This window comes from Kiloniellales bacterium (assembly GCA_030066685.1).
GTDB lineage: Bacteria > Pseudomonadota > Alphaproteobacteria > Kiloniellales > JAKSBE01 > JAKSBE01.
Window position 1 is genome coordinate 130,118 of the sequence record JASJBF010000032.1, and the last position, 24,458, is coordinate 154,575.

General features: G+C 68.1%; 19 protein-coding genes. 11 read left to right on the forward strand and 8 right to left on the reverse strand.

Annotated features, from left to right (window positions below):
* Positions 1 to 8 precede the first annotated feature (8 nt).
* The 7 genes from QNJ30_18830 (at position 9) to QNJ30_18860 (ending at position 11,665) form a co-directional block, all read left to right on the forward strand.
* The gene (locus tag QNJ30_18830) at positions 9 to 764 is read left to right on the forward strand and encodes a TVP38/TMEM64 family protein (GenBank protein MDJ0945528.1); all 756 of its coding nucleotides are present in this window, start codon (positions 9 to 11) and stop codon (positions 762 to 764) included.
* A 198-nt stretch (positions 765 to 962) separates the two neighbouring features.
* The gene (locus QNJ30_18835) at positions 963 to 3,395 is read left to right on the forward strand and encodes an FAD-dependent oxidoreductase (GenBank protein ID MDJ0945529.1); all 2,433 of its coding nucleotides are present in this window, start codon (positions 963 to 965) and stop codon (positions 3,393 to 3,395) included.
* A 320-nt stretch (positions 3,396 to 3,715) separates the two neighbouring features.
* Positions 3,716 to 6,034 (forward strand): ATP-binding protein, encoded by a 2,319-nt coding sequence (locus QNJ30_18840; protein ID MDJ0945530.1) that lies wholly within the window; start codon positions 3,716 to 3,718, stop codon positions 6,032 to 6,034.
* A gap of 327 nt (positions 6,035 to 6,361) precedes the next feature.
* Entirely contained in the window at positions 6,362 to 7,579 is a 1,218-nt protein-coding gene (locus QNJ30_18845; GenBank protein ID MDJ0945531.1) for a hypothetical protein, read from the forward strand.
* A gap of 36 nt (positions 7,580 to 7,615) precedes the next feature.
* Positions 7,616 to 10,006, forward strand: a complete 2,391-nt coding sequence (locus QNJ30_18850) for an MFS transporter (protein ID MDJ0945532.1) — start codon at positions 7,616 to 7,618, stop codon at positions 10,004 to 10,006.
* A complete protein-coding gene (locus QNJ30_18855; GenBank protein ID MDJ0945533.1) occupies positions 10,006 to 11,223 on the forward strand; it encodes an ABC transporter substrate binding protein in 1,218 nt (405 codons plus the stop codon). The genes QNJ30_18850 and QNJ30_18855 overlap by 1 nt, the downstream gene beginning before the upstream one ends.
* Positions 11,224 to 11,329: 106 nt before the next feature.
* Positions 11,330 to 11,665 carry a hypothetical protein gene (locus QNJ30_18860; protein MDJ0945534.1) on the forward strand — a complete coding sequence of 112 codons (336 nt, stop codon included), beginning with the start codon at positions 11,330 to 11,332 and terminating at the stop codon, positions 11,663 to 11,665.
* On the opposite strand, the gene QNJ30_18865 is transcribed toward QNJ30_18860, so the two are convergent.
* Entirely contained in the window at positions 11,662 to 12,357 is a 696-nt protein-coding gene (locus QNJ30_18865; GenBank protein ID MDJ0945535.1) for a site-2 protease family protein, read from the reverse strand. The two genes, QNJ30_18860 and QNJ30_18865, sit on opposite strands and share 4 nt — an antisense overlap.
* A 252-nt stretch (positions 12,358 to 12,609) precedes the next feature.
* Here QNJ30_18865 and QNJ30_18870 point away from each other — a divergent pair, with 252 nt between their 5' ends.
* The gene (locus QNJ30_18870) at positions 12,610 to 15,459 is read left to right on the forward strand and encodes an AMP-binding protein (protein ID MDJ0945536.1); all 2,850 of its coding nucleotides are present in this window, start codon (positions 12,610 to 12,612) and stop codon (positions 15,457 to 15,459) included.
* A 112-nt stretch (positions 15,460 to 15,571) separates the two neighbouring features.
* On the opposite strand, the gene QNJ30_18875 is transcribed toward QNJ30_18870, so the two are convergent.
* The 7 genes from QNJ30_18875 to QNJ30_18905 form a co-directional block, all read right to left on the reverse strand.
* The gene (locus QNJ30_18875) at positions 15,572 to 15,754 is read right to left on the reverse strand and encodes a hypothetical protein (GenBank protein MDJ0945537.1); all 183 of its coding nucleotides are present in this window, start codon (positions 15,752 to 15,754) and stop codon (positions 15,572 to 15,574) included.
* 93 nt (positions 15,755 to 15,847) lie between these two features.
* Positions 15,848 to 16,498, reverse strand: coding sequence for a maleylacetoacetate isomerase (maiA, locus tag QNJ30_18880; GenBank protein ID MDJ0945538.1), 651 nt, complete (start codon positions 16,496 to 16,498; stop codon positions 15,848 to 15,850).
* Positions 16,499 to 16,508: 10 nt separating this feature from the next.
* Positions 16,509 to 17,195 carry a fumarylacetoacetate hydrolase family protein gene (locus QNJ30_18885; protein ID MDJ0945539.1) on the reverse strand — a complete coding sequence of 229 codons (687 nt, stop codon included), beginning with the start codon at positions 17,193 to 17,195 and terminating at the stop codon, positions 16,509 to 16,511.
* 83 nt (positions 17,196 to 17,278) lie between these two features.
* Entirely contained in the window at positions 17,279 to 18,592 is a 1,314-nt protein-coding gene (locus QNJ30_18890; GenBank protein MDJ0945540.1) for a TRAP transporter large permease, read from the reverse strand.
* A 13-nt stretch (positions 18,593 to 18,605) separates the two neighbouring features.
* Positions 18,606 to 19,130 (reverse strand): TRAP transporter small permease, encoded by a 525-nt coding sequence (locus QNJ30_18895; protein MDJ0945541.1) that lies wholly within the window; start codon positions 19,128 to 19,130, stop codon positions 18,606 to 18,608.
* A gap of 144 nt (positions 19,131 to 19,274) precedes the next feature.
* Positions 19,275 to 20,318 (reverse strand): TRAP transporter substrate-binding protein, encoded by a 1,044-nt coding sequence (locus QNJ30_18900; GenBank protein MDJ0945542.1) that lies wholly within the window; start codon positions 20,316 to 20,318, stop codon positions 19,275 to 19,277.
* A gap of 188 nt (positions 20,319 to 20,506) precedes the next feature.
* The gene (locus tag QNJ30_18905; GenBank protein ID MDJ0945543.1) at positions 20,507 to 20,989 is read right to left on the reverse strand and encodes a MarR family transcriptional regulator; all 483 of its coding nucleotides are present in this window, start codon (positions 20,987 to 20,989) and stop codon (positions 20,507 to 20,509) included.
* Between the two features lie 154 nt (positions 20,990 to 21,143).
* On the opposite strand from QNJ30_18905, the gene QNJ30_18910 reads away from it, so the two are divergent.
* The 3 genes from QNJ30_18910 to QNJ30_18920 are packed head-to-tail and all read left to right on the forward strand — an operon-like array spanning position 21,144 to position 24,279.
* Positions 21,144 to 22,277: a homogentisate 1,2-dioxygenase gene (locus tag QNJ30_18910; GenBank protein MDJ0945544.1), complete on the forward strand. Its 1,134-nt coding sequence runs from the start codon at positions 21,144 to 21,146 to the stop codon at positions 22,275 to 22,277.
* Between the two features lie 7 nt (positions 22,278 to 22,284).
* Entirely contained in the window at positions 22,285 to 23,274 is a 990-nt protein-coding gene (locus QNJ30_18915; protein MDJ0945545.1) for a fumarylacetoacetate hydrolase family protein, read from the forward strand.
* 27 nt (positions 23,275 to 23,301) lie between these two features.
* The gene (locus tag QNJ30_18920) at positions 23,302 to 24,279 is read left to right on the forward strand and encodes an MBL fold metallo-hydrolase (protein MDJ0945546.1); all 978 of its coding nucleotides are present in this window, start codon (positions 23,302 to 23,304) and stop codon (positions 24,277 to 24,279) included.
* Positions 24,280 to 24,458 lie beyond the last annotated feature (179 nt).

Below are 24,458 nucleotides of genomic sequence, written 5' to 3' on the forward strand. Positions count from 1 at the left end.
AGACGATCATGTCCGTGACCGAAGCCAAGACCCGAGACCTGGCCCGCACCACTGGCAGGCCGAGCGCGCTCCGGCGCTTCCTGCCCCTGGCGTTCCTGCTCGGCCTGGCGGCGGCGGCCTGGTCGCTAGGCCTCAAGGAGTACCTGACCTTCGAGGCGCTGCGCGAGAACCGGGCGCTGCTTCTGGACTTCGTCCAGGACCAGGCCGCGCTGGCCGTGATCGTCTTCATCCTCGCCTACGCGGTCAGCACGGCGGTCTCGCTGCCGGGCGGCGCCTTCCTGAGCGTGATCGGCGGCTTCCTCTTCGGCACGGCCTTCGGCGGCCTCTGGACCCTGATCGGCGCGACCGTCGGGGCGACGGCGATCTTCCTGGTCGCCAAGACGGCCCTGGGCGACCTGCTGCGGGCGCGCGCCGGGCCCTTCTTCCACCGAATGGAGGCCGGCTTCCGGGAGAACGCCTTCAGCTACCTGCTGGTGCTGCGCCTGATCCCTCTGTTTCCGTTCTTCGTCGTCAACCTGGTCCCGGCCTTCCTGGGCGTGCCCCTGCGCACCTATGTCGTCGCGACCTTCGTCGGCATCATTCCCGGCACCTTCGTCTTCGCCTCGGTCGGCGCCGGGCTCGGCAGCGTCTTCGAGGCCAGCGGCGAATTCTCGACCTCCGCGATCGTGACGCCGCGGATCGTCATCGCCCTGGTCGGCCTGGCGCTGCTCTCGCTTCTGCCGGTCGCCTACAAGCAGATCCGGCGCAGGCGGGCGGCCATCTAGGTCCCCCTCCCGAACCGGCCGCCTGCAGCGGGCCGCCCGCCAAACGGGCGGCCCGTTCTTACCCTGCTTGCCGAATCGAGGTCGCTCGCCGACCCCAGATGTCGCTGGCGGCACTGCCGCGCGCGGAGCCGGCGGTCTAAGATCCGCCTCGACGTGCCGGCCGCGGAGCGCCGGCGACAGAACGCGGAGGTCCGAGGCATGAAGTCACAGGTACGGGTCGCAGTGATCGGCGGCGGCGTGGTCGGCTGCAGCGTCCTCTATCACCTGACCAAGTTCGGCTGGACGGACGTGGCCCTGATCGAGCGCGCCGAGCTGACCGCCGGCTCGACCTGGCACGCGGCCGGCGGTTTCCACACCCTCAACGCCGACACCAACATGGCCGCCCTGCAGGGCTACACCATCCGCCTCTACAAGGAGTTGGAAGAGATCTCCGGGCAGTCCTGCAGCCTGCACCATTCCGGCGGCATGACCCTGGCAACCACGCCGGAGCGCATGGACTTTCTGAAAGCGGCGCGCGCCATGCACCGCCACATGGGCCTGGAAACCGAGCTGATCGGCCTGGGGGAGATCAAGAAGCTGGCGCCGATCGTCAACACCGAGGGCGTGCTCGGCGCGCTCTACGATCCCCTGGACGGCCATCTCGACCCCTCGGGCACGACCCACGCCTACGCCAAGGCAGCAAGGCTCCAGGGCGCCGAGATCTACCTCCGCAACCGGGTTGTGGAACTGACCCACCGGCGCGACGGGACCTGGGACGTGGTTACCGAGCAAGGCACGATCCACGCCGAGCACGTGGTCAACGCGGGCGGACTCTGGGCCCGAGAGGTCAACGCCCTGGCCGGCATCTACCTGCCGCTGCACCCCATGGAGCACCAGTACCTGGTGACCGACGACATCCCCGAGATCTACGAGCGCGACAGCGAGCATCCGCATGTCCTCGATCCGGAGGGCGAATCCTACCTGCGCCAGGAGGGCCGCGGCTTGGTGATCGGCTTCTACGAGCAGAGTTGCGAGCCCTGGGCGGTCGCGGGCACGCCCTGGGAGTTCGGCCAGGACCTGCTGCCGAACAAGCTCGAGCGGATCGGCGACATCCTGGAGGTCGCCTATCACCGCTATCCGGTCCTGGAGAAGGCCGGGGTCAAGCGGATCATCAACGGCCCCTTCACCTTCGCCCCGGACGGCAACCCCCTGGTCGGCCCGGTGCCGGGCCTCAGGAACTTCTGGTCCGCCTGCGCGGTCATGGCCGGCTTCAGCCAGGGCGGCGGGGTCGGCCTGACCCTGGCCGAATGGATGGTCGAGGGCGAGCCCTCGCGCGACGTCTTCGCCATGGACGTTGCGCGCTTCGGCAACTACTGCACCGAGGCCTACACCCGGGCCAAGGTGAGCGAGAACTACCAGCGCCGCTTCGCGGTCTCCTATCCGAACGAGGAGCTGCCGGCCGGCCGGCCCCTGGAGACCACGCCGGCCTACGAGGTCTGGAAGCGGCAGGGCGCGGTCTTCGGCCAGGGCTACGGCATGGAGGCGGTCAACTACTTCGCGCCCGAGGGCGAGGCGCGCTTCGAGACCCCCAGCTTCCGGCGCTCCAACGCCTTCGAGCCGGTCGGCGAGGAATGCCGCGCCGTGCGCGAGGCGGTCGGCATCAACGAGATCCACAACTTCGGCAAGTACGAGGTCACCGGCCTCGTTGCGGCCGACTGGCTGGACCGGATCATGGCCGGCAGGATCCCGGAGGTCGGCCGCGTTGCCCTGTCGCCGATGCTCAGCCCCAAGGGCAGGCTGATCGGCGACTTCACGATCTCGCGCCTGGCCGAAGAGCGTTTCCAACTGACCGCCTCCTACGGCGCGCAGGCCTATCACCTGCGCTGGTTCCGGCAGCACCTGCCGCATCGGGCCACCGAGGTGCCCGAGGTTGAGGTCCGCAACCTCAGCCAGGAACTGATCGGCTTCCAGATCGCCGGGCCGCGCTCGCGCGAGCTGCTGGCGCGGCTGACCCTGGCCGACGTCTCGAAGGAGGCCTTTCCCTTCCTCGCGGTGCGCGAAATCGACGTCGGTCCCTGCGCGGCCATCGTCCAGCGGGTCACCTTCACCGGCGACCTGGGCTACGAGATCTACGTCCCGGCCGCCAAGCAGCTGGCGCTCTACTATGCCCTGGAAGACGCCGGGAAGGATCTCGGGCTCAGGCCCTTCGGGATGCGAGCGATGATGAGCCTGCGGCTGGAGAAGGGCTTCGGGTCCTGGCTGCGGGAGTACAAACCGGACTACACGCCCGCCGAGACCGGCCTCGACCGCTTCGTCGCCTACAACAAGCCGGCCGACTTCATCGGCAAGGCAGCGGCCCTGGCGGAAAAGGCGGCCGGGCCCGAGCGGCGGCTCTGCAGCTTCACGGTCGAGGCCGCGGACGCCGACGTCTGGGCCGACGAGCCGATCTGGAAGGACGGGGCGGTGGTCGGCTTCGTCACGTCCGGCGGCTACGCCCACTACGTCGAGAAGTCGGTCGCCTTGGGCTTCCTGCCAGTCGAGCTTATCGCCCCCGGCTGCGAGGTCGAGATCGAGATCCTGGGCGAACGGCGCAAGGCACGCCTGATCGAGGCGCCGCTCTTCGACCCCAAGGGCGAGCGGATGCGCGGCTGAAGCCACGCGGCGCAATCGACCGCGAAGACCACCTGGACCGCCTTTCCGGACCTACCGCGGCCTCGCCGGTGGCGGGGCCCGTTCCGATGCCGCGCCTGCGGCCGGCCCCCTGAATCGATCCCAGAATAAAGTAAATATAGCTAGTAAATAAGAAGTTGTTCTTGACAATTACTCAACTTTTATTCATCTTTTCTAAAGCATGAATAGTTCTTTACGCCCAAGCTGCCGAATTGGCTCAGGTATCGGCCAAGATTCGATTTCCTGAGTCCAGGTCCGGACTCGACCAGCCACCGATCTTCGCCGCGCGGAGGCAGGACGTCATGGTCAAGGCACTACGCCCAGAGAATCGACACCCCGATCACGGCCTGGCCCTGGTGGCCGGAGGCCGGAGCGGAAGGCGGGTCCAGGCCCTCGAACCGATGGTGGCCGAAAGGCCCTCCGCTGCGCTGGACAGACAGCTCGAGCGGCTTCGCGCGCAGAACGAGGTCCTGGAACTGATCGCCAGCGGCGCCAGCCTGAACCAAGTTCTTCAGCAGTTGGTGCGGATTGCCGAACGCAGTGTCCGAAGTGGTCGCTGCACGATCGAGCTGAGCGATCCGGAGGTTCTTGGCTCTTGGACCGAACCTCGCCGCGGCAGCGCCCCTCGGGCGCCGATGATGGCGGAATCGCCGGCCGGCCCAGGGACCGGCTTGCTGCGGCCGGAGCCGGCGACTCACCGCGTCGCCGGGACCGAAGCCCGGCGAGAGCGGCATCCTTCGGGCGCGGCTCTGCGCTGCTGGAGCGAGCCGATCCGCGGGCCGCAGAACGAGAACCATGGGATCCTGTCGGTCCAATACCGCGACGACCGCGAGCTGGCCGGGGAAGACCTTGAGGCGATCACCGAGCTGGCCAGGATTGCCGGTATCGCCGTCGAGCAACAACGCCGCGAGCAAGTCCGCCGCCAAGCCAGCGAGCGGTTTACCACGCTGTCCCGGAGCCTGCCCGGAGTCGTCTACCAGTTGCAGGTCACCGCGGAAGGCAGGCTCCGCTACACCTTCCTGAGCGAAGGCCTGCGCGACGTCTTCGGGATCGCACCCGAAGCCGCGCTGGCCGACGCCGAGACCCTGCACGACTGCTACGAAATGGAGGCCGGCGCACCGCTGAGGCAGCGCTTTATCGATGCCTCCAAGTCACTGGCGCTGTGGGAGCACGAAAGCTGGATCACCACGCTGGACGGGCGCCGCCGCTACATTCACGACAGCGCGCGCCCGCATCGCCGGGGCGACGGCTCGGTCATCTGGGAAGGCATCATCCTGGACGCGACGCGGACCAAAGAGGCCGAGGTCGAACTGCGCCGGGCCAAGGAAGAGGCCGAACAAGCCAGCCATGCCAAGACGCGCCTGCTGGCCCAGCTCCGCAGCGCCAACCAGCGCTTCGAATCGCTCGTCGCCAACGTTCCGGGGGTGGTCTACCAGCGCAAGGTGACCCCGGAGGGCGAGATCTTCTACACCTACATCAGCGATGGCGCGAAGGACCTCTTCGGGCTCACGCCCGAGGAGGTGCTCGCAGACTCCCAGGCGCTCTTCAACTGTCACGGCCCGGACTACCGCAAGGGGTTCCGAGACCGGCTTCTGGCGGCCTCGAAGACGCTGTCGCTCTGGGACGTCGAAGCCCAGATCATAACGGCCAGCGGCGAGACGAAGTACACCCATGCCATCGCGCGGCCGCACAAGGAGGCCGACGGCTCGGTCCTTTGGGACGGACTCATCCTGGATTCCACACGGATCAAAAAGGCCGAGATGGCTCTGCGCGAGGCCAAGGACCAGGCGGAGTGCTCGAACCGGGCCAAGACCCAGTTCCTGGCAACCATGGGCCACGAGCTGCGTACCCCGCTGAACGCGATCATCGGCTTCTCGGAGATCATCGCGGATCAGCGCCTCGGGCCGGTCGCCAACCCGAACTATCTCGACTATGCCAAGGACATCCTGGCGAGCGGCCAGGAGCTTCTGCGGCATATCAACGACATCCTTGAGTTCACGCGGCTGGAGAGCGGCGAGCTGCAGCTCTCCGAAGGCGACGTCGACCTCGCGCGTCTTCTGGAGGACGTCGCCGAGGATGCCCGCGCGCTCGCCGTTCCCGGCGGGGCCGAGCTCGTGCTCGCGCCCCTCAAGGACCGGATTCTTCTGCTTGGCGATGAGGAGCGCCTGAGGCGCCTGCTGTGGCACCTGACATCGAATGCCATCAAGTTCACGACCGCCGGGGACCGGATCCATATCGCTGCCGAAGTCGATCCTGACGGCCACGCCGTTCTGTCGATCGCCGATACCGGGATCGGCATGGCCCCTGCAGACATCTCCAAGGCAAAGGAGGTCTTCGCCCAGCTCGACGGCAGGCTGAGCCGCCGCTTCGCGGGACTGGGACTGGGCATTCCCCTGGCCATGGCCATCGCCAAGATGCACGGCGCCACCCTGAGCTTCACCAGCGAGGTCGCGGTCGGCACCAGGGCGACGCTGGTCCTGCCGAAGACCCGCGTCATCACGGGTTCCGGAGAGACCCGCGGGACCCAGGCGGCGGTCGGCCAGGGCCGCCGTCAGCCCCGGACGGGCAACCCATCGCGCGCGCCTCAGGCACCCTTCAAGGGCCCAGGCATCCAAATATAGTTACTGAATAATTAAAATAAAAATCAAGTAATTAATAAAGGTTCTATTGACATTCCAAGTGAACTTCTTCACGTTCGACCGATCAGAAGTCATGACTTTTGACACACCGGAGACCAGCGGAACCCGGTTCAAGATGTCAATCGGCAAGCCTCGAAAAGACCGCCACCGGAACGCCACCGCCCCGCGGCCGCCAGAGATAAGATGAACCGGATAATTACAAATGGGTAGTCCGAAGACCCCGCCAGTTTTGAAAACTGATAATTAAAATAAAAAAGCAATAATGACTGGCTCTCTTCGCCGCCCGGGACTCTGCCTGAGGTAGACGCTATGACCGCATCGCCCGCCTACATGCTTTCCGCTGCCAAGTCGCAGCCACGCAGCACCTGGGAAGACCGGCCGCTCGGGTCGACCCGGGCCCTGCAAAGTGGCGTGGAGAGGCTGCTGGACCGGATGAACATCGCCGTGATCCATGGCGGCGACAAGACGGTGGACGGGGCGGTCATCAACCAGACCGGAAACCCGAGATCCTGGAAAAGCTACAAGAGCGTCGCCGAGGACATTGCGGGCGCGCTCCGCCGGCTGGGCTGCCCCAAGGTCAGCGTGATTCCCGACGACATGCAGCTCGGCCGGCGCCTCGCGGAGGAAGGCATCCATATGGCCTGGCTGAACACCGGCGGCGTCCAGGGCTACAGCCCGCTTAGCCATGCCGCGTCGATGCTGGAGATGATGGGGATACCCTACGTTGGCCACGATCCCATGACCGCGGGCATCCTGGACCGCAAGGACGTGTTCAAGCGCTTTCTGATGGCCCTCGGCTTTCCGACCGCCCCCTTCGTCACCTGGAATATGGCGGAAGGTCCCTTCGATCCCACGACCCACGAACGCTTCTGGCAGGTCCTCGGCGAGCACACGGGACCCTTCATCGTCAAGCCGGTGTCCGGCCGGGCCTCGCTCAACGTCCATTGGGTCGAGACCCGCAACGGGCTTCCGGCGGCCGTGGCGACCGTCCACGAGGCGACCCAAAGCCTCGTGATGATCGAGCCCTATCTGCCGGGCCGGGAATACTGCGTGGCGGTCAGCGGCTACGTCACCGCCGAGCGCCGGGAACTCACACGCCATCGCAACCCCTTCGTGGTCTGCGCCATCGAGCGGGTCTTCCAGCCCGATGAACGCATCGTCACCTCCATGGACCTGCGCCCGATCACCGGCGACCGGCTGCGCGTCCTCGACAAGGAGCGCGACGCCGGGGTCGTGCAGGAACTGGAGAACCTCGCCCGCAACATCTACCGCGAGATGAACATCGAGAGCCTGATCCGCTTCGACGTCCGGGCAGACCGCGCCGGCCGGCTCCAGATCCTGGAGGCCAACCCCAAGCCGGACCTCAAGGCGCCCAGCCGCGATCAGACCAGCCTGGTGGCCGCCAGCCTCTCCGCCTACGGCATGAGCTACGACGACCTCATCCTGTCGCTCCTTGCCGACCGGGTCGACTTCCTGTTCGGCGAGCGGCCGGGCTGCGTCGGCCAGCTAAGGGCCCTGCTCGGGTAAGCCTGGCCCCGGGTTTGGGATGATGGTAGCCCGCCGATGAAGGACGGTCAGCCCCTCAAGAGACGGCTTCTCGACGCCCTGACGATGCTGCTGGTCTCGGGGCTTTCGCTGACTCTGCTCATCTACGTCGGCTTCGGCGAGGCGCAGCGGACCTTCGAGCAGTTTTACCTGGAGAAGATCCAGGCCCAGGGCAGCATCATCCGCGGCACCATGGAGACCTTCCTGCGCGCCGGCCTGCCGATGAAGCAATACGCCGGCTTCAACACCACGGTCGAGCCGGTCCTCCGGTCCGACGGCTCGATCGCCGAGATCGCCGCCTTCGACCGCGCCGGACAGACCGTCTTCAGCAGCCGGGATTCCGGTCTGCCGCTGTTCACCGAGGTCTGGCGCAGCAGCCTGGAAGACGATGCGCGCTTCGAGATCCGCCGCAACCGCGACCACTACCAAGTCGTCCTGCCCTTCCGGAACAAGTTCGAGGTGGTCGGCCACCTCGCGATCTCCTTGCCGCAGTCGGTGATCGACGAGCGGGTCAGGCAGAGCTTCGAACCGCTGGTCTGGGTCAGCCTCTGTCTGTCGGCCGTCTTCACCGTCTTCGTATCCCTGGCCGGACCGGCCATCCGCTCCCGCCGATTGCCCTGGCTGCAGATCGCCTTCGCCATGACCTTCCTGACTATGGCGGTCTTCGTCATCGGCTCGCTGGTCTCGCTCTACTCCGAGGGCGTGCAGGCCAAGACCAAGGCTTTGGCCGACACCCTGGGACATCGGCTGAGCGACATCGTGGCCTTCAACCTGAACATCCGCGAGATCGACGGCCTGGACCGGGTGCTAGGCGAATACCAGCTGCTGAACCCGGACATCAGCGCGGCCGGCCTGACCATCGACGGCCGGGTCGAGATCCACACGGATGAGAACCTGATCGGCAAGGGCTGGGTGACCCAGACCGGCACCTACGAGTACGTCGTCGACCTGACGCCGCCGGACGATCCGCGCAACATCCGGGTCGCGGTCGCCCTGCCAAGCGACATCGTATTCAGCCGGATCGTGCGAAGCGTCAAGAACTTCGCCGCGCTCTTCGTCGCTTCGGCCTTTCTGGCCGGCCTGTTCCTGCAGATCGCGGGCAGCATGCGCCGGCCGGGCGCGCCCTTGTCGGCGGAAGCCAGCGGGAAGGAAGACAACCTGCTGCTGGACCTGGTCAAGCCGGTGTTCTTCGTCGCGGTCTTTCTCGAGCACCTGAACTACGCCTTCCTGCCGCAGTTCATGCACGAGGTCACCGACCGGGTGGGCCTCTCGGCGGGCTTCGCCTCCATCCCCTTCATGACCTTCTATCTGTGTTTCGCCCTGGCCCTGATACCCAGCGGCCACTACGCCCAGCGCTTCGGCGCCCGGCCGCTGATGTACGTCGGCCTGCTGCTCGCCGCTCTCGGTCTCTTCATGCTCAACTTTTCGCAGGTCGACCTGGCGCTGGCGACCTTGGCCAGGGGGCTCTCCGGAATCGGCCAGGGCATGCTGTTCATCGGCGTCCAGTCCTACATCCTGGCGACCGCGGCTCCGGGCCGGAAGACGCAGGGTGCGGCGATCATCGTCCTCGGCTTCCAGGGCGGCATGATCTCGGGCATGGCGATCGGCTCGCTGCTGGTGTCCTACACCGGTCCGGAGGGCATGTTCACCCTCAGCGGCGGCATCGCCCTGGCCCTGGCGCTCTATGCCCTGCTCGTGGTGCCGGCCCGCGCCGCGGCGCCGGCCGAGGCGCAAGGCGGCGGCGCGCTGAGGGACCTGGCCCGGCATCTCTCGCTGGCCCTGCGCAATTCCGATTTCCTGCGGACCATGGTGCTGATCGGCATCCCGGCGAAGGCCGTCCTGACCGGCGTGATCATCTTCGCCCTGCCGCTGCTCCTGGCCAAGCAAGGCTACCGCGAAGAGGACATCGGCCAGATCATCATGATCTACGCCGCCGCCGTCGTGCTCTCCAGCAGCTATGTTTCGCGGCTCGTCGACCGGATCGGCCGGACTCACGAGATCCTGTTCTGGGGCGCGACGATCTGCGGCGCCGGATTGACCCTGATCGCCTTCCTGGACTGGCAGCCGCCCGGTTCCGCCAACTCCGCCCTGCCGACGACGATCCTGATCCTCGGCGTCGCGATCGTCGGCATCGCCCACGGCTTCATCAACGCGCCGGTCGTGACCCACGTCGCCGAATCGGTCTTGGCTCGAAAGCTCGGCGCGGAAAGCCTGACCGCAACCTACCGCTTCCTGGAAAGGGTCGGCCACATAGCCGGGCCGATCGTCATTTCCCAGCTTTTCCTGCTCGGCGGCCAGGAATCGAAGCTGATGCTCTGGGTCGCCGGTGCGATCACCCTCTTCGGCCTGATCTTCCTGGTCAGAACGCCGAGCATCGAGCTCGAAGGCCCCGAGCGGGAGACGGCGTGATGCCGGCGCGCCGCCCGAGGATCCGGAACTACGGGCTGCACCCTATCGGCCTGGTTCTGGTCCTCTGCTGCGGCGCCCTGGCCGGTCCCGCCGCGGCCGCGACCGAGCCCGCCTACTACGAGTGGTTCCGGCCCAGTGCCGGGAACCTGGACAACTGGCTGCTCGAAGACCTCGGGGGCGAGCCCGACCAGCTGCGCATCCGCAGCCGCGAGCGCCGCGGCCTTCGCGCGCCGCGCCGGATCGTCGTTTTGTTCCCGCGGCCGTCGTCCGCCTACGACGCGGCCATGAACAAGATCCTGGACCTCTTTCACGACAAGGGCTTCGATGCGGAGATCCGGGCGATCAACTTCCATCGGGACGATCACCGCGGCCGGCGTGCCCTGGCGGAGGCGGAAGCCTGGGGTGCCGAGCTGATCTTCTCGATGGGCTCGGAATCTACGGCCTGGCTTTGGCGGCACTACCGCGGCGGCCGGATCCCGGTGGTCTCGGTCTGTTCCAAGGACCCGGTCCTGCTGGGCCAAGCGAAGGACTACGAGGCCGGCAGCGGCACGAACTTCGCCTTCACGTCGCTCAACATGCCGGTCGAGGCCCAGATGGCCTACCTGATGGAACTGAAGCCGAACCTCAAGAACCTCGGCATCCTGGTCAACAGCCAGAACCTCAGCGCGGTCGAGACCCAGGCCAAGCCGATGCTGCGCCATGCGGCGAAGCGGGGCGTCCGGGTCCTGTATCTCGACGTCAAAAATCCGAAGGTCGCCGCCAAGGAGCTTTCCAGTCTGGTCGATCGGGCGGTGACGACCATGCGCAAGAACGACCCGACGCTCGACCGCAGCCTGTTCTGGATCACCGGCAGCACAGCGGTGTTCCGGGAGATCGAGGCGATCAACGCGAGCTCGGACCGGGTGCCGGTGCTGAGCGTCGTGCCCGACGTCGTGCGGGCGGGCGACGACAGCGCCGTGCTGTCCATCGGCATCGGCTTCCAGAGCAACGCGCATCTGGCGGCGATCTACGGCATCGACGTGCTGGAAGGCCGGCTTCGGATCGGCGAGGTCGGGGTCGGCATCGTCTCGCCCCCCGACATCGCGATCAACTTCCGAAAGGCCAGGGAGATCGGCCTGAAGATCCCCTTCGGGTTCCTGGAACGCGCCACCTACGTCTACGACTACCAGGGGCGGATCGTCCGGCGCAACGGCGTGGCCGTCGATCCCACGAAGTAGCCGGCCCCTGCTCGGTTAACCGGCCGCTAACGCTGATCCCCTATCCTGGTTAGAGGGCCGGTGAGGCCCGCCGGTTCCGAATCGCGGCAGACAAGGGGCCGCCGCCTTGAGCAAGCTCAGCTTCAGACAGCACCGCAGCCCGAGATACCGCAAGGCGGCCATCCTGGGGCTGCCGCCGCTCGCGCTGCTCCTGGTCGCCGGGCTGATCTGGGGCGAGCTGCAGAGCAACGCCCAGCACCTCTATCGCTGGCCCTTCTCGGAGGTCGGCAACTTCCTCGCCGGCGCCCGCTACCGGGTGAACCTGACATGCCAGGCCCGACCGCGGGCCCGCTTGCATACCCTGCGGGCCGCCGATTTCGAGGACGCCAGAGGCTACCTCGAGACCGAGCTGCCCGGCTGCCAGCTCGCCGAAATCCGCCGGGTCGACCGCTCCTGGTACTAGGAATAGAGGCCTGCCAGGGTGACGAAGAAGGTCAGGAGCCACTCCACTGGAACGCCGACGATCCAGTAGAAGACGTTCAGATCGAGCCCGACCTCGCGCCCGAGCATCGGCAGCAGGAAGATCACGCCGATGATGATCAGAAAGCCGAAGCGCTCCAGCCTTGCCAGAGGCCGGGCCAGGGCGTCCGGCAGCAGGCCGACCGCGACCCGGCCGCCGTCCAGCGGCGGCAGCGGCAGCATGTTGAAGACCGCGAGCACCAAGTTGATCAGGATCGAGTTGTAGAGATTGCTGCCGAGCCATCCGGCGACGGACAGGGGCAGGAGTGGCAGCAGGTGGAACATCAGGGCCGAGGCGGTCGCCAGGATCAGGTTCGCCGCGGGGCCGGCGGCCGCGACCAGGACCATGTCGCGACGCGGGTGCCGCAGGCGGTGGAAGGCGACCGGCACCGGCTTGGCCCAGCCGAAGAGGAAAGGCGCCCTGAGGATCAGCAGCATGGCCGGCAGCAGGACGGTGCCGAAGAGGTCGACGTGGCGAAAGGGGTTGAAGCTGACCCGCCCGAGCTGCCGCGCGGTGTCGTCGCCCAGGCGCCAAGCCACGAAGCCGTGCGCCGCCTCGTGCAGGGTGATCGCCAGGAGGACGGGTAGGACCCAGACCGAGGCGACGTAAAGAAATCCGAAACTGTCAAAATCCATGGCGCGGACACTAGAGCAAGGCGTCCACGGATGAAATCGCCTTCGCCCCCTTCCCGGGCCCTCGGCGACCGGCGGGCGGCGTCCCGGTCGTAGCCTTCAGAGGCACGCAGCAGCTGCAGGCCATAGGCGTCCCTGGTCTCAAGGCGGCGCAGCTGGTCGACGCTCGGCATGCGCCGGATGCCGGCCGGCACGGAAAAGGTTAGAATGGGTGCAAAGCAAGAGACCGGCAGGCGACTACGGCAGAGTGCTGTGATGGCGGAAATTGTGGACCCTGCGCGGCAGGACGGCGCGCCGGAGCAGGCGGAGCGGAAGCCCGAGAAGCTCCTCGCGATCGTCCGGAGCCTCGTTCTGGACCTGCATCCCCGCAGGCAGGCAGGGCTGGCGCTCGATCTGGGCAGCCGCCTCGACCGCGACCTGGGAATCGACAGCCTCGGCCGCTCCGAGCTGCTGCTCCGGATCGAGGCGGCCTTTCAGGTCCGGCTGCCCGAGGCGCTGCTGGCCGAGGCGGAGACCGTCGGCGACCTCCTCGAGGCGCTGGAGACCGCAGCCGAGCGGCCGGCCGGCGGCGAAGCCCTGTCGCCGGTTCCGACGGCCCCGGAACTGCCGATCGTCGTGGAGACGCCGACCGCGGCCCGGACCCTGCCCGAGGTTCTCGCATGGCACCTCGAGCGCCATCCCGACCGCCCCCAGGTCACCCTGCTGAAAGACGAGCGGGAGGTCGAGGCCACCCTGACCTACCGCGACCTCGCCGAGCGATCCCAGGCCGTCGCCCGCGGCCTGCGGGCGCGCGGAATCGCATTCGGCGACCGGATCGCCCTAATGCTGCCCACCGGGACCGACTTCTTCGTCAGCTTCTTCGGCATCCTCCAGGCCGGTGCCGTGCCGGTCACGATCTATCCGCCCCTGCGGCTGACCCAGCTCGAGGAGCACATGCGGCGCCAGGCCGGCATCCTGCGCAGCGCAGGCGCCCGCATCCTGGTCGCCTCGAAGGAAACCAAACCCGCGGCGACGCTGCTGGAACTGCAGGTCGACTCCCTGGATTCGGTCGCGACCACGGCGGAGCTCTCCATCGAGGGCGAAGACGAGCTGCCGGCCCCGGGCGACGGCGAGGCGCTCGCCTTCATCCAGTACACCTCAGGCAGCACTGGCGATCCCAAGGGCGTCGCCCTGAGCCACGACAACTTGCTGGCCAACATCCGAGCCATGGGCCAGGCCCTGGAGGCCAAGTCCTCCGACGTCTTCGTCAGTTGGCTGCCGCTCTACCACGACATGGGCCTGATCGGCGCCTGGCTCGGCAGCCTGTATCACGCCTGCCCGCTCTACGTGATGTCGCCGGTCGCCTTCCTGGTCCGCCCCGGGGCCTGGCTCTGGGCGATCCATCGCTACCGCGCGACCCTGACCGCGGCGCCAAACTTCGCCTTCGAGTTTTGCGTCAGCCGGATCGAGGAAGAGGCCCTGGCCGGCCTTGACCTGAGCTCCCTGCGGGTGATGGCCAACGGCGCCGAGGCGGTCAGCGCCAAGACCCTCGACCGCTTCGCGGAACGCTTCCAGCGCTACGGCTTCCGGCGCCAGGCCATGATGCCGGTCTACGGCCTGGCGGAGAACGCCGTCGGCCTGGCCTTCCCGCCCCTGGACCGCGGCCCGCTGAGCGACCACGTCGACCGCGAGGCCTTCAGCACCCGCGGCGAGGCCCGCCCGGCGGCGTCGGACGACCCCACGGCCCTCGCTTTCGTCGCCTGCGGCCATGCCCTGCCCAACCACGAGATCCGCGTCGTGGACGAGACCGGCCGCGAGGTGGCCGACCGTCAGGAAGGCCGCATCCAGTTCCGCGGACCGTCCTCGACACGAGGATACTTCAACAATGAGGCAGCGACCCGGGCGCTCTTCGACGGCGACTGGCTGGAGACCGGCGACCGCGGTTACGCGGTCGCGGGCGAGGTCTACGTCACGGGGCGAACCAAGGACATCATCATCCGCTCCGGCCGCAACGTCTATCCGCAGGAGCTGGAGGAGGCGGTCGGCGACCTACCTGGCGTACGCAAGGGCTGCGTGGCGGTCTTCGGCAGCGGGGACGAGGCCTCTGGGACCGAGATCATCGTGGTCCTGGCCGAGACCCGGGAAAGCGAGGAGGCGGCACGTCAAGCCCTTCGGCAGCGGATCACGGAAACGGCCAGCGAGCTGCTCGGGATGCCCCCGGAAGAGGTGGTCCTGGCGCCGCCGCGCAGCGTGCCGAAGACCTCCAGCGGCAAGCTGCGCCGCGCCGCCGCCAAGCAGCTCTACGAGACCGACGCCATCGGCAAGGCCGCGCGCGCGCTCTGGCTGCAGGTGCTGCGGCTCGCCGCCCTGGGTCTCGGGCAGCGCCTGCGGCGCTGGCTGCAGCTGGCGGGGACGCTGGGCCATGCCGGCTACTGGTGGCTGGTGATGGGGCCCGGACTGATTCTGATCTGGCTGCTGGTCTGCGTGACCCCGCGCCCTGCCTGGCGCTGGCGAATCGTGCGGGCTCTCGGCCGGCCGCTGCTGCGCTTGGCCGGCGTCTCCCCCACGGTCAGAGGCCTGCGCAACATCCCGGCCAAGGGCGCCGTCCTGGTCTGCAACCATGCGAGCTACCTCGATCCGCCGGTCATGGCCACGGCCCTGCCCGGCGAGCCGGTCTTCGTCGCCAAGCGGGAACTGGAACCGCAGCTTTTCGCCGGGAGCCTGCTGCGCCGGCTGGGCGTGCTCTTCGTCGAAAGGCAGGCCCCCGACGCCGGTGTCGCCGACACCCAGGAGATCCTCGCCCTGGCCCGGTACCGACGCTTGCTGGTGGTCTATCCCGAGGGCACTTTCGGGCGCGGCGCAGGCCTCTTGCCCTTCCGGCTGGGCGCCTTCGTCGTCGCCGCGGAGGCCGGGCTGCCGGTGGTTCCCGCCGCCATCCGTGGCACCCGCTCGATCCTGCGCGACAGCGACTGGTTTCCTCGGCGCGGCCGGGTCGAGCTGGAAATCGGCCCGGCCATCGAGCCGCCAGGTCGGGGCTTCGATGCCGCTCTGGAGTTGAGGACGGCGGCCCGGGACTGGATCCTGGCCCATTGCGGCGAGCCGGACGCGGAGCCCGGAGACGGCTGACCTTCCAGGCACCGGGCAGCGCCCCGGTGGCTAGGGCACCACCTGATCGGATGGATCCGTTAAGCGATCGATCTGGCCTAATATAAAGCCATAATTTCAGATAGCTAGCGCACTACTCGTAGGGCCGTTCGACCCTGAGCACGGCCTTGACCGCGTCCGCCTCGCTCATCTCCGGGCGAAGCTGAAGCAGGGCCCGCACGGCGTGTTCGGTCTGAGCGGTCGCGCCCAGGCCGGCCTTCTGTGCGTTGGCCAGGGCCTTCTCGACGATCTGCCGGGTCTGGTAGGTGTCCGTCATCGCAAGTGTCCTTCCGCTGCGGCTGCGGTACCGGAGCCATGCTCGCCCGGTTTGAGGCCAAGGGGCCTTGATGCGGATCAAGTGGCGGCGCCGTTATTCGGCGTCCGGCTGGTTCTGGGGCGCGGCCGCGACGAAGGCCGGGATCTCCATGCAGGCCTCGAAGATCCGCCGGATCGTTGGATAGGGGGCCATGTCGCAGTCGAAGCGGCGGCCGTTGACGACCTGCGGCACCAGGCAGACGTCCGCCAGGGTGACCGCGTCGCCGTGGCAGTAGCGGCCGGTCTCCGGCTCTGCGGCGAGGCGCCGCTCCAGGGCCGCGAACTCGACCGCCACCCAGTGGCGGAACCATTCGCCCTGAACCTCTGCCGGCTGGCCCAATGGCCCGGTCAGGTGCTTGAGGACCCTCAGGTTGTTAAGCGGATGGATGTCGCAGGCGATGGCGTAGGCGATGGCCCGGACCCGCGCCCGGCCCAGCGGATCGGCCGGCAGCAGGGGCGGCTCCGGATGGACCTCTTCCAGGTATTCGACGATCGCCAGCGACTGGGTGATGAGCGCAGGGCCGTCCGGGCCCTCGACCGCCAGCGCCGGCACCAGGCCCTGGGGGTTGAGCGCCAGGTAGTCGGCGCCGCGCTGCTCGCCCTTGCGCAGGTACAGGGCGGCCTGGTCGTAGTCCAGGCCCTTGAGGTTGAGCGCGATCCGCGCCCGGAACGAGGTGGAGCTGCGGAAGTAGCCGTAGAGCTTCATCTCTCCCCCGTCACGCGATGACGATCTCGATCTGGTCCAGGCCCTCGACTCCGCCGGTGACCCGATCGCCGCGCTGCAGGGCGGCGACGCCGGCCGGCGTGCCGGTGAAGATCAGGTCGCCCGGCTTGAGCAGGAAGAGGCCGGACAGCAGGGCGATCATCTCCGGAACCGTCCAGATCATCTCCGCGAGATCGCCCTCCTGGCGCAGCTGGCCGCCGACCTCGAGCCAGATCCGGCCGCGCTCTGGATGGCCCACGGCGGTGACGGGATGGATCGGCGTGCAGGGTGCCGAGGCGTCGAAGCCCTTGCCTGTGTCCCAGGGCCGGCCGTGCTTCTTCGCTTCGCCCTGCAGGTCGCGGCGGGTCAGGTCGATGCCCACGCCATAGCCGTAGACGTGATCCAGGGCCCGGTCCTCGGGGATGCTGCGCCCGCCCTCGCCCAGAGCGACCACCAGCTCGATCTCGTGGTGCAGATCCGCGGTCGCGGGCGGATAGGGAACGGTCCCGCCCGGCACCACGGCATCGGCCGGCTTGGAAAAGAAGAAGGGCGGGTCGCGGTCGGGGTCCTTGCCCATCTCGCGGGTGTGGGCGGCGTAGTTGCGCCCGACGCAGTAGACGCGGTGCACGGGAAACGCGAGCTCGCTGCCCGCGATGGCGAGGCTGGTCACCTCCGGCGGCGGAAACGCGTAGTCCGTCACGGTGTTTTTTCTCCTCCAGAATGGCCCGTCGGCCGGCCTCGGATCATCGCAGCCGGCCAGCGCGGCGGCAACGGCCGCGGCCCTCACATCAGCGATGGCAGGAAGAGCGACAGCGCCGGCAGGGCGATGATCAGGGCGACCCGCAGGATGTCGGCGATCCAGAAAGGCGTCACCCCGCGGAAGATGGTGCCCAGCTCGACGTCGCGCAGCACCCCGCGCAGAACGAAGACATTGAGCCCGACCGGCGGCGTGATCAGGCTGATCTCGGTTACAACCAGCACGATGATGGCGAACCAGATCAGCACCGCCTCCGGATCCATGCCGGCGCCGAAGTCCAGCTCCAGCATCAGTGGATAGAAGACGGGCACGGTCAGCAGGATCATCGACAGGCTCTCGAGCACGCAGCCCAGCACCAGGTAGATCGCAATGATCACCGCGATCACGATGTAGGGGTTGAGCGCGAGATCGATGACGAAGCCGGCCAGGACGTCGGGCAGGCCGGCGAAGTTGACGAAGTTGGTGAAGATCAGCGCCCCGATCAGAACCATGAAGATCATCGCCGTGGTTCGCGCCGATTCCAGCAACAGCGGGAACAAGACCCCGAAGCTGAGCCCGCCCTTGAGCAGCGCGAAGCCGAAGCCGAGCGCGGCGCCGATCCCGGCCGCCTCGGTCGGGGTGAAGACGCCGCCGTAGATGCCGCCCATGATCACCAGGAAGAGCAGGGTGACGCCCCAGGCGCCCTTGAGCGCGCCCAGGGTGGCACCCAGGCCGAAGCTCTCGCCGCGCGGTCCCAGCTCGGGCTTGAGGCGCGTGACCACAGCGATGGCGGCGGCGTAGAAGCCGACCCCCAGGATGCCGGGCAGGATGCCGGCGATGAACAGCTTGGCGATGTCGGTCTCGGTCATGATGCCGTAGATGACCATCAGCACGCTGGGCGGGATCAGGATGCCGAGGGTGCCGCCGGCGGCGATGGAGCCGGCGGCCAGGCTGTCGGCGTAGCCGTAGCGCCGCATCGAGGGCATGGCGACCTTGCTCATGGTCGCCGCGGTCGCGAGCGAGGAGCCGCAGACCGCGCTGAAGCCGCCGCAGGCCGCCACCGAGGCCATGGCGAGGCCGCCGCGGAAGCGCCCGAGCAGGGCGTAGGTGGCCTCGTAGAGCTCCCGCGACAGCCCGGCCTGGGTCACCAGGTTGCCCATCAGGATGAACAGCGGCACCACCGAGAGCGAATAGGACAGGCCGGAATCGAAGGCGGTCTGTCCGACCATGGCGAAGGCCGCGTCCCAGCCGCGCAGCAGGCCGAAGCCGAGGAAGCCGACCAGCGCCATGGCGAAGGCGATCGGCATCCGGAGCAGGATCAGCAGCAGCAGCGCGGCAAAACCGAGGAGGGATTCGACCATGGCCCGGCCCTGGTCAGACCTGACGGCCGCGGCGCAGCAGCGGCCAGAGCATCAGCAGGGCCTTGGCCAGGAGCAGCAACGCGCTGACCCCTGTCGCCACCGCCATGAGGTAGCCGACCGGCGCCAAAGGCAGGGCCAGGGAGTTGGTGACCGTGCCTTCGGCGACGAGCTGGCCGGCGCGGCTCCAGAGCTGTACGGCGAGCACCGCCAGCACGCCGGCGCTGACCAGGGTCGCGAAGAAGACGTTGGCGCGCAGGACGTTGGGCGGCAGGAAGGAGTCCAGCAGGTCGACGTCGACGTGCTCGTCGCGCTCGGTGGCCAGCGGCAGGCCGGCGAAGATCAGCGCCGCCAGCATCATCTCGGTGAGCTCGAAGGCGCCGGTCACGGGGCTGTTGAAGAGATAGCGCCCGACCACGTCGAGCGTGGTCAGGGCGGTCATGGCAACCAGCAGGAGCGCCGCGAGCGCGCCGAAGCTGACGTGCAAGGCGCGGCTCAAGACGGTGCCGGGCTCGCTTGGCTGGGATGGATCGGGTGTCATGCTTCCCCCTGCGCGCACCTCCCTGGCAACCGGGGAGAGCTCACCCTTCGACAGGCTCAGGGTGAGGCAAATGAGGGAAGCCTCTGCTTCCCCTCATGCCGAGCCTGTCGAAGTATGAGGGGGAGCGTCGCTCGGTCCGCCGGCTCACTCCGGCACCTTGGCCCCGGTCTGGCTGCGGAAGGACGCCAAAGCCGCGGCGCCGTCGAGGCCGCGTTCCTTCATCTTTGCGGCCCAGGCCGCCTCGAGGTCCTTGGCGCGCTGGCCGACCTCGGCGAGGAAGGCCGGCGACGCCGGATGGATCTTCACCCCCGCCTCCTTGATCTTGGCGATGGCGACCTCGTCGGCCTTGTTCCAGGCGGCGCCGACCAGCTCGGCGAAGGCGGCACCGGAAACGCCCTCGATCGCCGCACGGTCCTCCGGCGAGAGGCTGTCCCACTTGCCCTGGTTCATGACCACGAACCAGGTGGTGTTGTAGAGGCCGCCCGGCACGGTCAGGGTGTACTTGATGTCGTCGGTCAGCTTGAAGGCGGTCAGCGCCTCCATGGTGAAGGTGACGCCGTCGATCACGCCGCGCGACAGCTTCTCGTAGACCTCGCCCGCCGACATGAACTGGGTGGTCGCGCCCAGGCCGGACATCAGCTCGTTGATGTAGCCGCCCGGGACCCGGATCTTCAGCCCGGCCAGGTCGGCCGCGCTCTCGATCTCGCGCACGCCGTTGTGGAGCGCGCCAGGCCCGTGCACGAAGAGGCCCAGAAGCTTGGTCCCCTTGTGCTCGGCATCGGCGCCGAGGTCCCCGGTGTACACCTTCCAGAAGGCGACCGAAGCGCCGACCGCGTCGTCGCCCAGGAAGGAGAACTGGCCGACCCGCGAGGCGGCGAAGCGCTCGTCCCGGGTGAAGCTGTGCAGGCCGTAGGTGATGTCGGCGACGCCCTCGGCCGCCATGTCGAAGTGCGCCGGCGGTTTGCCCAGGGGCTTCGCCAGGACGCGGATCTTGACCCGGCCCTCGGTCGCCTCCGCGACCTGCTTGGCCCAGGGCTTGATCGCGTTGACCACGATCGGATGCTTCGGCGGCAGCCAGGACGACAGCACCAGTCTGGTTTCTGCAGTCACCGGGCCGGAGAACAGCATCGCGGCACAAAAGACCGCCGTGGCCGCGCCCAGGACGCGGGCCGGAATTCGCTTCGTCACGCGCTTGCCTCCCTCGCTTTCGGGCCTCGCTTTCGGGGCGCCGGTCGCCGCACAGAGTGCCGTTGGATCCCTTGCGTGCGATCTTCCGGCCTTGCGGGCCCCCTTTCCGGGAAACTTCATTTCACGTGAGACGATTGTCAAGAAACAAATCGTCACACCGGGGAACTCCCGGCGAAATCAGCGGACTTTCAAGCCTCGCGCTCGGCCGTCAGTTCGTCGAGCCGGCGATCCAGCCGGGCAATCAGGCCGTGCAGCTGCGCGATGTCCTCGGCCGAAAGACCGCCGAGCAGCTCGGCCTCGAAGGCCAGGGCCAGTGGCTCGATCTCCTTGAACAGCCGCCGGCCCTTGCGGGTCAGCGAGAGCTCGACCAGGCGGCGGTCGGCAGGATTGATCCGCTTCGCGAGGAAGCCATGCGTCTCGAGACGCGCCACGGCCCGGCTGGCGGTCGCCTTGTCCAGATGGGTCAGCCGGCTGACCTCGCGCAGGGAGAGGGCGTCGTGCGCCGCCACGTGGGCGATCACCCGCCACTCCGGGATCGAGATCCCGAAGCGGGCCTCGTAGACGCTGCTGAGCAGGCGGCTGGTCCGCCCCGCCAGGGCGCTGAGCCGGTAGGGCAGGAAGAGATCGAGGCGCAGGCCGCCGTTTCCGCCCGGAGCTTTGGTTCTTGACACTTGTTTCATATGAAATGAACATTAGCTAAGAGATCGAAGCGCTGGCAAGCGCCGAAACCAATCTGCAGCGACCGGCCGGGTTCCAGGCCGCGCCGATGTTTATTCCTGTCGGACGCGCCGCGCGCCGCCCCTTGAGCCGGAACAGGAGCCGGACATGCGCAAGTACATCTCCTTCCCCCGCGTCGAGGGCCTCGCCTCCCGCCAGGCCCATGCCGACCTGCCGCCCGACACCTTCGAGCGCGAGCTGGGCAAGGAGGGCTTCTTCGGCCCGGCGACCCACATGTACCACCGCCATCCGCCGACCGGCTGGGTCGACTGGGAGGGGCCGCTGCGGCCGCGCGCCTTCGACCTGACCCGCCTCAACGCCGAGCAGGGCTCGCCCTGGGAGGCCGACGAGATCCTGCACAACGCCAGCGTCAAGATCCGCTTCTGGCGCGCGCCTCTGCGCATGGACCACCTGGCCCGGAACGGCGACGGCGACGAGCTGCTCTTCATCCATCAGGGCCAGGGCGACCTTTACTGCGACTACGGCCACCTTGCGGTCGCGGCCGGCGACTACGTCATGCTGCCGCGTTCGACCATGTGGCGACTGGACTGCAGCGAGCCGGTGACGGCGCTGCTGATCGAGGCGACCAACGCCAGCTACACCCTGCCGGACAAGGGTATGGTCGGCGACCACGCGATCTTCGACCCGGCGATGCTCGACGTCCCGGCCATCGACGAGGCCTTCAAGGCGCAGCAGGACGAGGAGACCTGGCAGGTCCGGGTCAAGCGCGGCGGCGCGGTCTCCACCGTCACCTACCCTTTCAACCCCCTGGACGCGGTCGGCTGGAAGGGCGACCTGGCGCCGGTGCGGATCAACGTCGCGCACATCCGGCCGCTGATGAGCCACCGCTACCACCTGCCGCCCTCGGCCCACACCACCTTCGTCGGCAACCGCTTCGTGGTCTGCACCTTCGCCCCGCGCCCCTTCGAGTCGGCGCCGGAGGCCCTCAAGGTGCCCTTCTTCCACAATAACGACGACTACGACGAGGTGATATTCTACCACGCCGGCGATTTCTTCAGCCGGGACAACATCCACCCCGGCATGGTCACCTTCCATCCCTGCGGCTTCACCCACGGGCCGCACCCCAAGGCCCTGAAGAACGCCTTCGAGCAGAAGAAGCCGGCCACCGACGAGTACGCCATCATGGTCGACACCCGCGACGCCCTGGAGCTTGGCGCCGGCGCCCGCGGCGTCGAGTGGGCGGGCTACGTCGACTCCTGGAAGAGCAACGGCGAGGGCTGAGGCCGAGATGAAGCTTGCATCGCTGAAGGAGGGTGGCCGCGACGGCACCTTGGTCGTGGTGAGCCGGGACCTGACCCGGGCCGCCCACGCGGTCTCGGCGACGACCCTGCAGCAGGCGCTGGAGGACTGGCCGAGCTACGGCCCCAAGCTGGAGGCGGAGTTCGCCCGGGTCGAAGCCGGCGCCGCGCCCGAGGCTGCGCCCTTCGATCCGGAAGCCTGCGCCGCGCCCCTGCCCCGGGCCTACCAGTGGGCCGACGGCTCCGCCTACGTGAACCACGTCGAGCTGGTGCGCAAGGCCCGCGGGGCCGAGATGCCGGAGAGCTTCTGGACCGACCCCCTGATGTATCAGGGCGGCTCGGACACCCTGCTGGGCGCCCGCGAGCCGATCCTGGCCGCCGACGAGGCCTGGGGCATCGACTTCGAGGCCGAGGTCGCGGTGATCACCGACGACGTGCCTGCCGGGACGACGGCGGAGACCGCGGGCGATCACATCCGGCTCTTCATGCTGGTCAACGACGTCTCGCTCAGAAACCTGATCCCGGGCGAGCTGGCGAAGGGCTTCGGCTTCTTCCACGGCAAGCCGCCGACCGCCTTCTCGCCGGTCGCGGTCACCCCGGACGAGCTGGGCGCGGCCTGGGACGGCCGCAAGCTCCACCTGCCGCTGCTCAGCCACCTCAACGGCGAGCTCTTCGGGCGGCCCGACGCGGGGGTGGATATGACATTCGATTTTCCGCAGCTGATCGCCCACGCGGCCAAGACCCGGCCGCTGGGCGCCGGCACCATCGTCGGCTCGGGCACGGTGTCGAACGTGGACCGCTCGGTCGGCTCCTCCTGCCTGGCCGAGGTGCGCATGCTGGAGACCATCGACCGGGGCAAGCCGAGCACGCCCTTCATGAGCTTCGGCGACCGGATCCGGATCGAGATGCTGGACGCCGAGGGCCGGAGCATCTTCGGCGCCATCGACCAGGAGGTGCGGCGCCGCGACGCCGCCGGCTGAAAAACGAAAAACGGGAGAGACAGAGCCATGGCCAAGGTCTTCGCGTCCCAGGCGGACCTGACCGAGAAAACCATCACCTTCGACGAGCTCGGGCCCGGGCTCTACGCCTTCACCGCCGAGGGCGACCCGAACAGCGGCGTGATCGTGGGCGAGGACTCGGTCCTGGTGATCGACACCCAGGCCACCCCGGTGATGGCCCAGAAGGTGATCGACTGCGTGGCCAAGGTGACGGACAAGCCGATCAAGCACGTGGTCCTCAGCCACTATCATGCGGTGCGGGTCCTTGGCGCCTCGGCCTACAAGCCGGAGAACGTCATCGCCAGCCGTGGCACCTACGAGCTGATCGCCGAGCGTGGCCAGCAGGACTACGAGTCCGAGGTCGGGCGCTTCCCTCGGCTCTTCGACTCGGTCGAGTCGGTGCCCGGGCTGACCTGGCCCAATATCGTCTTCGAAGAGAAGCTGACCATGTACCGGGGCGGCAAACCGGTCGAGATCCTGCACCTGGGCCGCGGCCACACCAAGGGCGACACCGTGGTCTGGCTGCCCGAGGAGAAGGTCCTGTTCAGCGGCGACCTGGTCGAGTACGGCGCGACGCCCTACACCGGCGACGCCTACCTCAAGGACTGGCCGGAGACCCTCTCGCGACTGCGCAGCTTGGGGGCCGAGAAGCTTGTGCCGGGCCGCGGCGCGGCGCTGAAGACGCAGGCGGAGTCCGAGGCCGCGATCGACGGCACCCGGGCCTTTCTGACCAAGATGTACGACAGCGTCGAAGCCGGCGTGCAGGCCGGCAAGCCGCTTAAGCGGATCTACGACGAGACCTTCGCCGCGCTGGAGCCGGAGTTCGGCAACTGGGTGATCTTCGAGCACTGCATGCCCTTCGACGTCAGCCGCGCCTACGACGAGGCCAGCGGCATCGCTGACCCCCGGATCTGGACCGCCGAGCGCGACGTCGAGATGTGGAAGGCCCTGGAGCAGGACCAGCCGGTCAAGAGCGCGGAGGCCTGAAGGCGCTGGGCGAAGCTTGAGGCGCTTGTGATCTTATGCCCCCGCTTCCGCCGCCTCCTCTACTGTCATTGCCGGGGCGCGTAAGCGCGGCGCTTCGCGCGACCCGGCAATCCATCGTGCCGCTTGCTCGATGGATGCCCGGATCAAGTCCGGGCATGACAGCGGAGGTGGTGGCCCGT